Origin of the sequence: Phyllobacterium endophyticum, from assembly GCF_003010935.1 — a bacterium.
GTDB classification, from domain to species: domain Bacteria; phylum Pseudomonadota; class Alphaproteobacteria; order Rhizobiales; family Rhizobiaceae; genus Phyllobacterium; species Phyllobacterium endophyticum.
The window spans coordinates 89994-104958 of record NZ_PGGN01000006.1; the positions used below are offsets into that span (position 1 = coordinate 89994).

Below are 14965 nucleotides of genomic sequence, written 5' to 3' on the forward strand. Positions count from 1 at the left end.
GGGCGGCTAGCTCGCCTTGTCGTCATCTCCGATAGGCCGGATGCGCAATCGCGTGATTCGGTTCTTCTCCCGCTTAAGTATCGTGAACCGCTTGCCGTGAAAGGTGAATGCCTGCTTCTCCTTGGGGATACTCTGGGTCTCGTGAATCACGAGTCCTGCAATCGTCGTCGCTTCCGCGTCGGGCAATTGCCAGTCGAGAGCCCGATTAAGATCGCGTATCGGCACTGATCCATCCACCAGAACCGAGCCATCCGGTTGCGGCCGGCACCCCTGAACGTCGATATCATGCTCGTCGGCGATATCACCGACAATCTCTTCAAGGATGTCTTCAAGGGTAATCAATCCCTGCACGTCGCCATATTCATCAACAACGATGGCAATATGGGCTTTTCGTCTCAAGAACGCGTTGAGCTGATCCTGAAGGCTGGTCGTGTCCGGAACGAACCATGGCTTCGTCGCCACCTTCATAATGTTGATCTTCGAAAAATCCCGGTTCGCATCGCGAATAGCACGCACGAGATCCTTTGCATGGACAACACCGACGATATTGTCGTTCGCATCTTTCCAGATCGGAATTCGGGTATGATGGCTGGCAAGGATTTCCGTAATTATGGTCTCGATGGGATCATCCGCATTGACCGAGTCCATATCGGTCCGGTGAATCATCACATCATAAACTTCTAACTCCCGCAGGTCGAGGAGGCCGCCGATCTGATCCCTGTCGCCCTTAACGACCGAACCTTCCTTGTGCAAGAAATCGACCGTGCCACGCAGTTCTTCCTGTGCGGACAACATTGAGGCGCCTGCAGCGAGATTGATGCCGAACAATGCGAGTATCTGGCGCACGATCCAATTGACAAGGTCCGAGATGGGGCCGAACACGAACACGGCGGTTTGGGCAAAGCGGACAAGCGACAGCGCATTGCGATCCGGATTGGAGACTGCCCAGGATTTCGGCAAAACCTCAGCAAAGACGACGAGCAATACAGTCATGATTGCCGTCGCATAAGCGACGCCCGCCTGCCCAAAGAGGTCCAGCAACATGCTCGTTGTCAACGAGGAGGCGAGAATATTGATCAGATTGTTGCCGATGAGCATGACACCGATGAGCCGGTCGCGTTTCTCGATAAGGGTGTCGACTATCTTTGCCCGGCTGTCGCCGCGATTTGACAAGCGATGCATCCGCGCTCGTGATACGGCGGTCAGTGCCGTTTCGGAGCCCGCGAACAATGCGGAAATGAGGATCAAACCGAATATAACTCCGCAAAAGATCCAGATTTCCAATGTCATGTCGGGTGCTTCTCCTGCAAAAAGCTTAGCACAGCGGAGGGGGGGACGTCCTTTGCGATAAAGGCTTGACCAATGCCGCGAGTCAAAATGAAGGTGAGCGCTCCGCGCGCAACCTTCTTGTCCTGGGCGATGTAGTCCATCAGCTTCTCCGCGGAAGGTAGCTCTCCAGGAATGTCCCCAATCGAGACCGGCAGTCCCACCTGCCGAAAATGTGCCTCAACACGGCCCGCATCATCCTGGCTGGCCAGGTTCATCTTCGTGGAAAACTGATGGGCCAGGACAATACCTATCGACACGCCTTCTCCATGCACCAATCGTGCCGAATCGTAATTTGTCGCGGTTTCCAGCGCATGGCCAAATGTATGGCCAAGGTTTAGCAGCGCCCGGTCACCGGTTTCTTTCTCGTCACGAGCAACCACGTCCGCCTTGGATTGACACGATACCGCAATGGCTTCTGTTCGCTCCGGGCCACCATCGAAAATGCCGCGCCAATTCTTCTCCAGCCAAGCAAAAAAGTCAGAGCGGTCAATCAGACCGTATTTTGCTACCTCTGCGTAGCCGGCCCGAAATTCGCGCGGCGTCAACGTATCGAGAACGTCTGTGTCCGCCAGAACCAGCTGCGGCTGATAAAAGACGCCAACGAGGTTTTTGCCGTGCGCTGTGTTGATGCCCGTCTTGCCGCCGACGGATGAATCAACCTGCGCCAGCAGCGATGTCGGCATCTGGATGAATCTCATGCCACGGCGGGCTATGCCAGCCGCAAACCCAGCGAGGTCTCCGATGACACCGCCGCCGAAGGCAATCACCACATCTCCGCGCTCAAGGCGCGCGGCGAGAATTGCGTTGGTTACCGCCTCCAGAGTAGCAAAACCCTTGGATTTTTCCCCGGCGGTAACCAGGATGGGCGTAGAATCGATACCGGCACCCGACAAGCTCCGCGTGAGCCGATCAAGATGCAGAGCGGCGACGGTTTCGTCGCTGACAATCGCGACGCGCACCGAACCTGCGCGGCTCGCAATCGCTGCTCCGGCCCGATCGATCAGTCCTGCGCCGATGAGAATGTCGTATGAACGATCGCCGAGTTTCACGGGTACCGTGGTGATCGCAGGTGCATCGTTCATGATCTGGATACCTCATTGCTGGATGTATCGCCTTGGAGATGACCGGCAATTGCTTCCATGGCTTCCAAGGCAATGATCTCCTTCTTTTCATCGCGCGAGTTCACGACCAGATCGGCGAGCGAATAAATCGGGTGACGCTCGACCATCAGCCTCTCCATCACGCCACGAGGATTGTCGTTTCTCAGAAGCGGCCGGTTCTGCTTGCGGGCAACACGGGCCATGAGCACGTCGAGTTCGGCTTTCAGCCAGAGCGAAATACCTTCCGACGCAATCGCCTCTCTTGTGAGTTCACTCATGTAGGCTCCGCCGCCAGTCGCAAGTACGATGGGCCCACTCTCGAGCATTCGCGCGATTACACGCCGCTCGAGATCTCGAAATTCGGCTTCTCCATAGGCTTCGAATAGCTCTGGAATCGTCATGGTCGAGACTTTTTCAATCTCGTTATCCGCGTCGAAGAATGGCAGCTCGACCATTGAAGCCAGCTTTTTTCCGACCGTTGATTTGCCCGCGCCCATCAATCCGACAAGCACGATGGACTTGTGCCCAAGGCGTTCCCGGATCGATTTTGCGAGCTCGGGTACTCGCATTGCCCCAGCGATATTTTCGGTCGAATTCATAACTGCGTTTCGACAGGAAAACCGTGCTGCCGTCAAGCAACTATAAGCCGAGAGCCTCTAAGCGCTTCATGAAATCATAAGGGTTCTTGTTGCAAGGTTATGGAACCCAATATTCAGACATAAAAAGACGATACGAACAGCAAATGCCGACACTTACGCGATTGATCATCACCCTCGCCATTCTCGCCGCCCTGATATATGCGGGAATGATCGCCCTGGTGACTTTCGTGCACCCGACGCAGACGGAAATGACTATTCGCGTCCCGTCTGAAAAGCTGAATCCGAAACCAGGTACGCCGAAGTAAGCCGATGCGAGCAGCAGCAGCGATAGAAACTTTTCTTGAAATGATGAGTGCCGAACGGGGCGCCGCCCAAAACACGCTGGACTCGTACCGCCGGGACCTCGAAGACGCCGCCGGATTCAGCCTGGCAACAGGGGTTCAACTGACTTTTGCAGAACCCGGAACGATTCGTTCCTATCTCGATGAAATTGCCGGCCGAGGCTATGCGGCCACCTCGCAAGCGAGGCGACTTTCGGCCTTGCGCCAGTTCTTTCGCTTTCTATACATGGAAAATATTCGAACAGACGATCCGACCAGCACACTCGATACGCCAAAAAAAGATCGATCACTGCCAAAAATCCTCAGCGAGCCTGACGTTGAAAAACTGCTTGCCCGCGCAGAGGTAGAGACCCTTGACGAAGAATTATCCGATGCTGGTCATCTCCAGGCGTTGCGCCTGCATGCTCTTCTCGAAATTCTCTACGCAACTGGGCTGCGCGTTTCCGAGCTCGTCGGGCTGCCGGTGACGGTTGCCCGCTCAGACGGCCGGTTCCTCATGGTGCGTGGAAAGGGATCGAAGGACCGCGTTGTTCCTTTGTCCGGCAAGGCCCGGGACGCGATGGCCAGATACCTGGCAGTTCGCGATACGCGGCCAGATTTATCGGCCAGCGTCTGGCTGTTCCCCGCCATATCCGAAAGCGGATTTCTGGCGCGACAGGTGTTTGCACGGGAACTAAAGGGGCTTGCCGCGAGAGCAGGTCTCAAGGCATCGGTGATATCGCCGCATGTGTTGCGCCATGCCTTCGCCAGCCATCTGTTGCAGAACGGCGCGGACCTGCGTGCCGTTCAGCAATTGCTCGGCCATTCGGATATCTCGACCACCCAAATATACACACATGTGATGGAGGAACGGCTGCACCAGCTTGTCACGGAGCATCACCCCCTGGCAGACTAAGCCAATGGCGCACTGATGAGTGGCCTACTCAATGGCGGATCGGCCATGTGGCGACTGTTGAAAAGACTGATTTCCGGCAAGCCGGCGAACCGCAAGATTCCGGCCAAATAACCATCACACCTTTGCCGGAATCACCACTATAACGTGCGCGGCCAGCTTATGATCTCGGCCGTGCTTCCTTGACATGAGCCTCGGCAACAGCCAGTTAGGTCGTGAAAAATCCACCGTTTTGCAGGCAGACCCCTCGTCCATGTACAACTATCTCGATTTTGAAAAGCCGGTTGCCGATCTCGATGGCAAGATTCTCGAGTTGAAAAAGCTTGCCGAGGAAGGCGACGCTCTCGACACCAATGATGAGATTGCGCGGTTGGAGAAGAGGTCCGCCGAGGCCTTGCGCGATCTGTACCGCAAGCTCACCCCATGGCAGAAGGCGCAAATTGCGCGGCACCCGGACCGCCCCCATTGCGTCGACTACATCTCGAAGCTGTTCACGGACTTTACGCCGCTTGCCGGTGACCGCAACTACGCTGATGATGATGCCGTCCAGGCGGGACTTGCACGTTTCAATGGCCAGGCCGTTGCCGTCATCGGACAGGAAAAAGGCAACGACACCAAGACGCGCCTCAAGCACAATTTCGGCATGGCCATGCCAGAAGGCTATCGGAAAGCCGTTAGGATCATGGATCTCGCCGATCGCTTCAACTTGCCTGTCATCACCCTGGTGGATACAGCCGGCGCTTTCCCGGGGATCGCTGCGGAAGAGCGCGGGCAGGCCGAGGCCATAGCCCGCTCGACTGCTGCCTGCCTCAACGTCAAGGTGCCCATCGTATCCGTGATAATCGGTGAAGGCGGGTCGGGTGGCGCCATTGCGATCGCGACTGCCAACCGCGTCTATATGCTCGAACATTCCATCTATTCGGTGATCTCACCGGAAGGCGCGGCGTCGATTCTCTGGCATGATTCGACCAGGGCCAAGGATGCGGCGACGTCCATGCGCATCACAGCGCAGGATCTCTACGAGTTGAAGATTATCGATGGCATCATACCCGAGCCGACGGGCGGTGCGCACCGCGGCAAGGAAGCGGCCATAGAGGCAACCGGCAACATCATCAACGTCGCGCTCAAGTCGATGGGCAATATGGATCGCGATATGTTGAGACAGGACCGGCGCGACAAATATCTGGCCATCGGCCGGAATCTTTAGCCTCCAAAGAAATCTCGACTCGTGAGGCATTGTGAAAATAGTTGCGGTTTTTTGACCGAACTGGCTTGCAATTCACGGCTCAACCGATTACCAACCGCGCTGCGCAGACCAACGCGCATGTGTGGCACGCGCCCGTAGCTCAGCTGGATAGAGCACCAGACTACGAATCTGGGGGTCAGAGGTTCGAATCCTTTCGGGCGCGCCATTTCCATTGTCTTCCATGTTTACCTGGATCCAATGCGGAACATTTTCCGCTTCGGACGATTATGTCTTTGGGTTTGGTTATGGAGGCGTCATGATCGGGAAAACCTTCGCGGAAATCGCCAACTACGTTGCAGTAGCGGCAGGTAAGCCATTAACATTCATTTCTTGCTGCTTTTTGATATTGGTGTGGGCGGCGAGCGGCCCCATTTTCGGATTTTCCGATACGTGGCAACTGATTATCAATACCAGCACCACCATCATCACCTTTTTGATGGTTTTCCTCATCCAGAACACGCAGAACCGGGATGGCGTGGCCATTCAGGCGAAGCTAGATGAGTTACTTCGTGTAAGCGAAGCAAAAAACGCCTTCATAGGCATCGAACACCTGCCCGAAGAAGAAGTCGAAAAATTCCGTGCACAGTGCGAAGCTGCTGCCAAGGAAGCCGGCAAGCTCCTTGAGGACCGGGCAGCGAGAAGATCGAAGACGCGTCGCTCGACTTCGAAACCCACCAAAGCGAAGGCACGGGCCTGAATTCAGGACCACCTACTTTCCGCTTGGAAACCCACTGAACTCGCCTGCGCGATCCCTCATTTCATTGCAGACCAGCTATGCAAACTTGTCACTGCAAGTTTTGGCGGCTGTCTACTATATGAGCACCATGATCGAAAAATGATCAAACAAACAAGAAGTTACAAGGTGAGTGAAATGAACCTGATCCGCTCTTACAACAACTGGCGCCGCTACCGTGACACTGTAACGGAACTGAATCGCCTGTCCGCACGTGAACTGAATGACCTCGGCATCTCCCGCGGCGATATTTCTTTCGTTGCCAAGAAGGCCGCCTCGGCTCAGTAGCCTAAATCGAACAACCGTCGGGGCATTCTCCTCCCCCAGCCCGGACGGTGCAAAGACCGACACTCCTCCCAGCCGGTCTTACAAGTAGCACCCACCGCTCCTCCCGCGGTGGGTGTTGTTTTTTGGGAAATACACTTCTGAGCGTTGCGCCGGCGCTATTCACTCCGTAACAGTCCTGGCGACATCCCGGGAGACACTCATGACAGGCGGCATCCACCACATCACGATGATCACGCGCAAGGTTCAGGCAAACGTCGACTTCTATGCCGGCTTCCTGGGTCTGCATCTTGTCAAGCGCACGGGCGGTTATGAAGACGCAACCCAGCTCCATCTTTTCTATGGAGATGCATCGGGAACGCCTGGCTCCCTCATAACCTTCCTCGTCTGGGAGGACGGCTCGCCCGGCCGCGTGGGCTACGGTCAGCCAAGTGAGATCTCGCTCGCTATTCCTCCTGAAAGTATCGGTTTTTGGCTGACACGAGCGCTGCAGTTCAACATCGCGACTGCCGGCCCGATGCAGGAATTTGGCGAGCCGGTGCTGCGTCTGCGCGACCCGGACGGCATCATCATCAAGCTTGTCGGCACACAGGCGGTAACGGCTCCCGCCGTCTGGACAACCAAAGATGTGCCGGAGGCGGACGCGATACGCCGCATTCGTGGTGCAACCATCCTCACGGAAACACCTGAAGAGACATCCGCTTTTCTGACAGATCATTTTTTGTACACGTCTCACGCGCACACCGAAACAATCATGAGAATGATCTCAGCGTCGGGCGACTGTATCGACGTTCGCGACGCAACTGGATTTTGGAGCTCTGCTCCAGGAACTGGGACCATCGACCACATCGCCTTTCGTGCAGCGGGGAAAACAGAAGCGTTGGCGACGTTCGAACAGCTCATTGCTGGCGGCGCAGAAGCGACAGCTTTGCACGACCGCAAGTATTTCCAGTCGATTTACGTGCGGGAGCCTGGGGGTACGCTGCTCGAGTTAGCCACCGATGGACCTGGAATGCTGATCGACGAAGAACCCGCTGCGCTTGGCACCCAATTGTTTGTTCCGCCGCACTTCCATGAAGATGTAGAGAACCTCAAGGTGGTCCTGCCCCAGTTCGGCCTGCCCGGAGAAGTACGTTTCATCTATCGGGAGCTTCCATTCACTCACCGCGTCTACATGCCGGAGATCTCCGGTGGGCATACGTTCGTTCTTTTGCACGGAACGGGAGGCAACGAGACCACTCTCATGCCGTTTGCCTCGCAAGTTGCTCCAGACGCAACCCTCATCGGGGTGCGCGGGCGCAGCACGGAAGAGGGCTCGGCCCGCTGGTTCCGGCGCTTCGGACCGCTTAGTTTTGATCAGGGCGATATTCGAGCGGAAGCCGCGGCATTTGCCGCTTTCGTCGATGGCGCTGTCGACGCCTATGGTTTGGATCTCCAACGAACCACATTTCTCGGCTATTCCAATGGCGCAAACCTCCTCGCAGCGCTCATGCAGCTTCATCCGGGGCTCATCCGCAACGCTGTTCTGTTGCGTGCGATGAACGTGCTGGAAGAAGCGCTTGAGGCTGATCTTGCCGACACAAGGATACTCGCAATCGCCGGCGACCGCGATCCGATGAGAGCCAAGGCGCGCCAGCTCGAAGAGGGGCTAGGGAAAGCGGGGGCTGATGTCACATCTGCGGCTGTCTCTGCCGGCCACGAGCTTGGACCTGGTGACATGGATATGGTCCGAGACTGGTTGAGCCTATAAGGACAGGCCGAAAATATTCCGCCCTGTCCAATTCGGTTACGATAGAGGTTTGAGCCCTGCTTCGATCGAAGCGCGTTTGCTTTCTAGAAATGGGGGTAATGAGAGGCCTTCGCCCAAGGTTTCCAAGGGCTCATCGACCGTGAAGCCCGGGCCATCCGTGGCGATTTCGAACAAGATGCCGTTGGGTTCACGGAAATACAGTGAGCGGAAATAGTAACGTTCTACCTCTCCACTCGACGGCATCCGGAATCCCTTCAGCCGCTCGGTCCATTCATGCAATTGCTGCACATCCGGTGCGCGGAATGCGACGTGGTGCACAGAACCAGCGCCCTGCCTTGCCGGCGGAAGGTCCGGTTGAACAGCCACGTGCAACTCAGCAGCAGGGCCACCCTCGCCCATGGCGAACACATGAATATGCCCTGCACCATCTGGCGATGGGTAAGAATTGACCTGGCGCATGTTCATCACATGCAAAAGGATCGCCTCGGTATTTGTGATGTCGGGTACGCTGAGGGTGATCGGACCAAGCCCGCGGATCTGATGCTCTGCCGGAACGGGGCTTTTGTCCCATGGATGCGAACCGCCGGCACCACCATCATTGATCAGCCGAAACCGTTGACCTTCGCCGTCTTCGAAATCGAGAGAATCGTAGCCGCCAACCTCGGCAATCTCACCGCACGTCACCCCCAACTGAACGAAACGGGCTTTCCACCATTCCAGAGTGGTTTTGCTGCCCACCCGCAAACCTGTACGCGAGATGCTGTGTGTACCACGGCTTTCGGGGCCGACGGGCCAATCGAAAAATGTAAGGTCGGTGCCAGGTGTTGCCTTTCCATCGGCATAGAACAGATGATAGGCGCTGGTGTCATCCTGATTGACAGTTTTCTTGACCAGCCGCAGGCCAAGCGTTTGGGTATAGAAGCGCAGGTTTTCCGGTGCATTCGCCGTTACGGCAGTCAGATGGTGAATGCCTGTAAGTTGTAAGGTCATGATAGCCTCCTGAATCGGGTCGTTCGGGCACAATCGCCATTGGGTGAATATCTGCGTCGCCGGCACACCTATAAAGAGCGATTTTCCCCAACCCATGTTCGAAAAAAACGAACGAAGTCAACCTGAAGGTGTTTCAAACCGGCGCAGCGTTCACTATAAGAAAACCATGAAATGGCGCTTCGATGATCTTCTCACTTTTCTTGACGTAATGGAAACCGGAAGCATTACCGCGAGCGCGGCGCGTCTGAACCTTTCCAAATCCGTCGTGAGCAAGCGGATTTCCGATCTGGAGGGCGCATTGGGGATCGAACTGTTTCAGCGGTCCCCGCGCAGATTGCTTGCCTCAGACCACGCCCGCGACTTTGTCGAGCGCATCCGGCCATTGGTTCGCGAGATTGTTGAGGCTGCAGAAACAGTTGGTGAGCGACATAGCGGGATTCGTGGCAGCTTGCGCATTGCCGCTCCGATGTCATTCGGCACACTCTATCTTGGACGTATGATCGCCGACTTTGCCCGGCAATACCCCGACGTGGAAATCGCAGTCGAATTCGAGGACCGAATGATCGATCTCGTGCGGGACGGCTATGACGTCGGCATTCGTATCGGCATACTCAAGGATTCAAGCCTTATAGCTCGCAAGCTCTGCACGGATGCCAGGATGATTTGCTGCAGTCCGGATTTTGCAGCCGGCAACGGTGTGCCAAACACGTTGGAAGAGCTAAGCTCCTTCGCCTGCATCGATTACTCAAACGTCAATACCAGTCAGTTGTGGCAGTTCGAAAATCCCGCATCTTCGACTGAACCGATCTCGGTTGCGATGCGTGGCCGTATCGTCGCCAACAACGGCGAGGCCATGCGTGACATGGCAATTGCTGGACTCGGGTTGGTCTTGCTACCGATGTTCATTGCCGCCGAGGCGCTGCGCGCCGGAACTCTCATTCCTGTCCTGCCTGACGCCAAGCCACTTCCCTACAATATCTACGCTGTCTATCCGCCAACCCGGCACGTTTCGGCGAAAGTTCGCGCTTTCATCGATCACCTCGTACGCCATATAGGCGATCCGCCGATATGGCAGCTGGAGCCTTTCAAGGTCTTCGGGCGCTGAATTCCAGGTGGAATTACCCGAATCACTTCCGGCTGATTGCAAGTCTGGCCCGAACACAATCCCCGATTTCGTGACCGGTTTCGCAAAAAACCCTGTAAACACTGGGTATAAACCCGCTTTTAGAGCGTTGTCACTGATGACAGAGCGAAAATCGCGTGCCATACAGACGCCTCCGATCAACGAATATACTGAGGAAACCGCCAAAATGAATACGTCCGATCTCATTGAAAAGCTCGTCGCTGATCAGGGTCTTACAAAGGTTCAGTCCAAGGCGATTGTTGATAGCGTACTTAAGGGAATTACTGATTCCGTCGTCGCCGGCGACGAAGTTTCTCTGCCAGGCTTCGGCAAGTTCAAGGTTCAGTCGCGCGCCGCTCGCGAAGGCCGTAACCCTGCAACGGGCGCAACCATCAAAATCGCAGCTTCCAAGAAGGTCGCTTTCCAGCCTGCCAAGGCACTTAAAGACGCACTGAACGGCTAATCCCGTTCTACAGAGTTCAAAAAGGCGGTGCAGGATGCGCCGCCTTTTTTGTTGTCACGGATAGAGAGCTCCGCTCGCCCCGCTGGGCATTAGTAATCCTGCCATAAATCCGCCCAGTCTGCGTTGCAGTGACGTTTGCGCGATTGAGCTATTTGCTTAGGCCAAGTAAGGCTTTATCAACTATAACGGATGCATTTATGGTGTGGCGAGTCGGGGATCCGTGCGTTCAGGCTCCTTGCAAACTCTATTCGGCGAACTGGTAACAGCTGCAACAATGAAGATACTGACACACATCCTTGCGGCATTGATGCTCACCCTGCTTGTTGCAGGTTGTCAAAATTCATCAGTGGACGACCTGGCTCCCAACGGCGCCGGGACGCAGCTGCCGGAGAAGCTCGTCCAAAGCATGAAGGCGAAAGGCATGAGTGTCACTTCGCCGGTCATGTTCCGCATTTTCAAGGAGGAGAACCTCCTCGAAGTATGGAAACGCAAGGACAATGGCCGTTACGACATGGTCACCAGTTATCAGATCTGCAAGTGGTCCGGTAAACTTGGCCCCAAGTTCGTCGAGGGCGACCGTCAGGCGCCGGAAGGATTTTACGCGGTTCGCCCGGCGCAGATGAATCCGAAATCCAGCTACTATCTCTCGTTCAACACCGGCTTTCCCAACGCTTTGGATCGTGCCCTCGGCCGCACGGGTGCAAATTTGATGGTACACGGCGCGTGCTCCTCCTCTGGCTGCTATTCGATGACTGATGCCCAGGTCGCCCAGATTTACGCCTTCGCCCGTGATGCGTTCAAGGGCGGTCAGGAATCGATTCAGCTTCAGGCATATCCATTCCGCATGACTCCGGCCAATATGGCACGCTACAAGGATGACCCGAACTACACCTTCTGGAAGAACCTGAAAGAGGGTTACGATCACTTCGAGATTACCAAGGTGCCGCCAAAGGTGGATGTATGCGAGAAGAAATATGTCTTCAACCACACGTCCGACCCCAATGCGCCGATCGCAGCGACAGCAACCTGCCCGCCTGCCGACCAGCCGGAATCGCTCAAAATGGCGTATCAGTCTTATCAGACCAGCTATGAGACAGCTTTCACCACCATGGTCGGCAAAGGCAAGATAACTCCGCCCAGCCGATCCATTCAAGGAATCGCAGAAGCCAAGATCATCGCCGAATGGAGCGCGCGTCGTGCTCGTGGCGAGCGCGTGACACAGGAACCGCCATCGCTCTCGCCCCAGGACAGGGGCGCAGCAGCCAAGCCGCAGGTCATGGTTCGTCTGGCTTCGGCTGTCGCAGCTGACAAGGCCAAGGAAGAGCACGAAGCCTCCAAAAGAACCCGCATGGGAAGGACCATGGCATCAGCCGCCCCAACCCCCATCACGCTCGCGCCATCATCGGCCCAATCGGCTCCCGTCAAGCAAGCTGAGCCTGCCCCGCAAACAACGGCGGCGGTTTCACCCCAAGCTCCTGCAGCGGCCGTCGAGCAGCCTGCCCCCGCCAAGAAAGCCTGGTGGAAGATCATCGGCAACTAGCGCGTCGGGAAAGCAAAAATGGACGCCGAGACTTACGATCTTCGCGGGTTGAATTGTCCCCTGCCGGTGCTTAAGACGCGCAGGAAACTTGCGGATATGACTGCCGGCAGCCGAATTTGGGTCGAAACGAGCGATCCGCTCGCAGTGATAGACATGCCGAATTTCTGCCAGACCGAGGGCCACCGACTGATCGAAACCATCAGCATTCGCGGCGGTCATCGATTTCATATCGAACGCGGCTCAACCTAACTTCACACCGGATATTGCAAGCGGATTGTTAAACAGCGCAGCGCGATCCGGCGTATCAATTTGTGGCCGGTTCAGGAACGCATCGAAGAGTTGACGAACATAGCTCTCCGGCAGGTCCTTTACGATCATGACGAGACGCGTTTCGCGAACGCCGTCGGCCCACCCGGCCAGCCGCACCGGAGGATGGAAAATCTGTTGCACACCATGGATGACAAGGGGCCGCTCCGGATCGTCCTCCAATTGTACAATGCCTTTCACGCGCAGCAGTTTGTCGCCATGGACCGAGCGCAACAGGTCGAGGAACAGGTCGAAGCTGGATAGCGGTATCGGTGCTTCATGCTTTAGCGAGAAGGAACGGATGGCAGCATCGTGCCTGTTGACGTCGTGGTGGTGGTGATGACCATTGTGATGGTGATGATCGACTGGACCATGGTCATGCTCACGATAGGCCTCAGCTTTGAGCCACCGTTGTACATTGATCGTTTTGCTTTCGGGATTGTAGACACCGCACTCGAATAATGCGCCATATCCCGTATGCGGATCGCCAGTATCGATCTGGTCTGCCCCCGGATTCAGCGCCGACAGCCTTGCTCGCAACGCCGGAAGTTCGCCTCGCGCCCCCGGCAAATCTGTCTTGGTTATGACAATGCGGTCGGCAACGGCGGCTTGTTTGACGGCCTCCTCATGCGCATCGAGCGTAGCGATACCGTTGATGGCATCGACCGTCGCAATGACTCCATCGAGGCGAAAAGCCTGTAATAGCACCGGATGTCCCATGATGGCATGCAATACCGGAGCAGGGTCGGCAAGTCCGGTGGTTTCAATGATCACGCGCCTCAATCGCTGCAATCTGCCCGTCTGCAATCGATCGACCAGATCAGAGAGCGTGTCGACCAATTCTCCACGGACCGTACAACATAGGCAGCCGTCTGATAGCTCGATAATGCCTTCGTCAGCCTTTTCAACCAGCAGGTGATCGATACCGACATCGCCAAACTCGTTGATGATGACCGCCGTATCGACGAGAGCCGGATCTTTCAAAAGCCGGTTGAGCAGCGTCGTTTTCCCCGACCCGAGGAATCCGGTGAGCACTGAAACGGGTATGGGAGCGTCGGTCATCAATTGAGTGCTTTCAATCTGGTGGCACTCGCATCCGTCAGCGACGAGCGCTCTGGCCGCGGCACTGGAACCGGAATCCGGTTCAAGTCAATCCCCAGCGAATTTACCTTCGTTGGAAGGAGCGCAACTTTCTCCGCCGCCGGCTCACGATCCATCCTGTTCATGTACGGAGAGCCCTGGACGATATGCCCCTCCAGGTCCTTGCCGTCCCATGTATCGGATCCTGATTCCTTCGAACAGACGCTCTGGCGCATATTGACCGCCACGTCGCGGGTCGGAGCCCCATAGGACTGCAAGGCATCTATGGTAGTGCCGCTACCCTTGGTCTCAAAGCCTTTTGCGAGCAGCTCGGCAGCCTTCGTTGCCCGTGTGGCGAGTTTCAACTCGCCCAGAACGACAGTAATGATGGTCCTGCCATTGCGCGTTGCCGAACCGATCAGATTGTAGCCTGATGGACACACAAATCCCGTCTTCATGCCGTCGGCCCCTTGAAATCGCCCAATAAGGGCATTCAGATTGGGCTGAAGCTTCTTGCCGCCATAGTCGATGGCTTCAATGTCGAAATAGTGCGCGTATTCTGGAAACTCGCGCCGCAAATGCAATGTCAGAATCACGAGATCACGCGCCGTCGTATAGTGATCATCCGAATGAAGACCGTTTGGATTAACGAAGTGCGAGCCCGTCATGCCAAGGCGTTTGGCCTCCGCGTTCATGAGTCCTGCAAACTTGTCCGAAGAACCGCCCAACGTCTCGCCTACTGCCATGGCCACGTCATTGGCAGACTTGACCATCATGATCTTGAGCGCGTTATCCAGCGTCAGCTCGGAGCCAGCCTTGTAGCCCATCTTGCTCGGCGGCTGTTTGGCAGACAGGGCCGTGATCCTTATTGGCGTATCCAGCGTGACCTGACCCGATTTAATCATTCGAAATGCCACGTAGACAGTCATCAGCTTGGTCAGGGAAGCCGGATACCAGCGCTGGAAAGCATCCTCCTGGGAGAGGATTTCACCGGTTGCAGCATCGACCGTTATGTTCGCGCCGGCAAGCGCTGTCGATGCAGCGGTCATCGAAATGACGCAACCCGAAAGAAAGAGTGCTACAGTTTTCCGCATTCCTGAAGTCCGACCTGTCTATATAAAAGCCCGGAAAGGCATTAAGCCGCGCTTCACGCCAGCTATCAATGCCCTTATCTATCCTATGTGGCAG

General features: G+C 56.0%; 16 protein-coding genes and 1 tRNA gene. 11 read left to right on the top strand and 6 right to left on the bottom strand.

From position 1 onward, the window contains the following. Positions 1 to 6: 6 nt before the first annotated feature. Genes CU100_RS23475 through CU100_RS23485 form a run of 3 tightly spaced genes read right to left on the bottom strand, consistent with a single transcriptional unit; the run spans position 7 to position 3028 of the window. The gene (locus CU100_RS23475) at positions 7 to 1290 is read right to left on the bottom strand and encodes an HlyC/CorC family transporter (protein WP_106719068.1); all 1284 of its coding nucleotides are present in this window, start codon (positions 1288 to 1290) and stop codon (positions 7 to 9) included. After that, the gene (gene aroB / locus CU100_RS23480; protein WP_106719069.1) at positions 1287 to 2411 is read right to left on the bottom strand and encodes a 3-dehydroquinate synthase; all 1125 of its coding nucleotides are present in this window, start codon (positions 2409 to 2411) and stop codon (positions 1287 to 1289) included. The genes CU100_RS23475 and aroB overlap by 4 nt, the downstream gene beginning before the upstream one ends. Continuing rightward, positions 2408 to 3028 (bottom strand): shikimate kinase, encoded by a 621-nt coding sequence (locus tag CU100_RS23485; RefSeq protein WP_106719070.1) that lies wholly within the window; start codon positions 3026 to 3028, stop codon positions 2408 to 2410. Before CU100_RS23485 ends, aroB begins: the two co-directional genes overlap by 4 nt. Positions 3029 to 3171: 143 nt before the next feature. On the opposite strand from CU100_RS23485, the gene CU100_RS23490 reads away from it, so the two are divergent. The 7 genes from CU100_RS23490 to CU100_RS23520 all read left to right on the top strand — a co-directional run bounded on the left by CU100_RS23490 (position 3172) and on the right by CU100_RS23520 (position 8275). Further along, positions 3172 to 3333, top strand: coding sequence for a histidine kinase (locus tag CU100_RS23490; RefSeq protein ID WP_106719071.1), 162 nt, complete (start codon positions 3172 to 3174; stop codon positions 3331 to 3333). Between the two features lie 4 nt (positions 3334 to 3337). Further along, positions 3338 to 4264, top strand: coding sequence for a site-specific tyrosine recombinase XerD (gene xerD, locus CU100_RS23495; RefSeq protein ID WP_106719072.1), 927 nt, complete (start codon positions 3338 to 3340; stop codon positions 4262 to 4264). A gap of 250 nt (positions 4265 to 4514) precedes the next feature. After that, positions 4515 to 5468: an acetyl-CoA carboxylase carboxyltransferase subunit alpha gene (locus tag CU100_RS23500; RefSeq protein WP_106719073.1), complete on the top strand. Its 954-nt coding sequence runs from the start codon at positions 4515 to 4517 to the stop codon at positions 5466 to 5468. Positions 5469 to 5596: 128 nt separating this feature from the next. Continuing rightward, positions 5597 to 5673 (top strand) — tRNA-Arg (locus tag CU100_RS23505). Positions 5674 to 5763: 90 nt separating this feature from the next. After that, positions 5764 to 6204 (top strand): low affinity iron permease family protein, encoded by a 441-nt coding sequence (locus CU100_RS23510; RefSeq protein WP_106719226.1) that lies wholly within the window; start codon positions 5764 to 5766, stop codon positions 6202 to 6204. Positions 6205 to 6378: 174 nt separating this feature from the next. After that, positions 6379 to 6528 carry a DUF1127 domain-containing protein gene (locus tag CU100_RS23515; protein ID WP_106666964.1) on the top strand — a complete coding sequence of 50 codons (150 nt, stop codon included), beginning with the start codon at positions 6379 to 6381 and terminating at the stop codon, positions 6526 to 6528. A gap of 199 nt (positions 6529 to 6727) precedes the next feature. Continuing rightward, positions 6728 to 8275, top strand: a complete 1548-nt coding sequence (locus tag CU100_RS23520; RefSeq protein WP_106719074.1) for a VOC family protein — start codon at positions 6728 to 6730, stop codon at positions 8273 to 8275. A gap of 36 nt (positions 8276 to 8311) precedes the next feature. Here the strand turns inward: CU100_RS23520 and CU100_RS23525 are convergent, their stop codons facing one another. Then, entirely contained in the window at positions 8312 to 9265 is a 954-nt protein-coding gene (locus CU100_RS23525) for a ring-cleaving dioxygenase (RefSeq protein WP_106719227.1), read from the bottom strand. A gap of 166 nt (positions 9266 to 9431) precedes the next feature. Here CU100_RS23525 and CU100_RS23530 point away from each other — a divergent pair, with 166 nt between their 5' ends. From CU100_RS23530 to CU100_RS23545, 4 genes are all read left to right on the top strand, one after another. After that, on the top strand, positions 9432 to 10370 hold the full coding sequence (locus CU100_RS23530; protein ID WP_106719228.1) for a LysR family transcriptional regulator: 939 nt from the start codon (positions 9432 to 9434) through the stop codon (positions 10368 to 10370). 205 nt (positions 10371 to 10575) lie between these two features. Further along, entirely contained in the window at positions 10576 to 10851 is a 276-nt protein-coding gene (locus CU100_RS23535; protein WP_099997835.1) for an HU family DNA-binding protein, read from the top strand. 274 nt (positions 10852 to 11125) lie between these two features. Further along, entirely contained in the window at positions 11126 to 12391 is a 1266-nt protein-coding gene (locus CU100_RS23540; RefSeq protein ID WP_106719075.1) for a L,D-transpeptidase family protein, read from the top strand. An 18-nt stretch (positions 12392 to 12409) separates the two neighbouring features. Beyond that, entirely contained in the window at positions 12410 to 12640 is a 231-nt protein-coding gene (locus CU100_RS23545) for a sulfurtransferase TusA family protein (protein WP_106719076.1), read from the top strand. Here CU100_RS23545 and CU100_RS23550 read toward each other — a convergent pair. Beyond that, positions 12632 to 13759 (bottom strand): CobW family GTP-binding protein, encoded by a 1128-nt coding sequence (locus tag CU100_RS23550; RefSeq protein ID WP_106719077.1) that lies wholly within the window; start codon positions 13757 to 13759, stop codon positions 12632 to 12634. The genes CU100_RS23545 and CU100_RS23550 overlap by 9 nt on opposite strands. After that, positions 13759 to 14871 carry a D-alanyl-D-alanine carboxypeptidase family protein gene (locus CU100_RS23555; RefSeq protein ID WP_106719078.1) on the bottom strand — a complete coding sequence of 371 codons (1113 nt, stop codon included), beginning with the start codon at positions 14869 to 14871 and terminating at the stop codon, positions 13759 to 13761. The genes CU100_RS23550 and CU100_RS23555 overlap by 1 nt, the downstream gene beginning before the upstream one ends. Between the last annotated feature and the right edge of the window lie 94 nt (positions 14872 to 14965).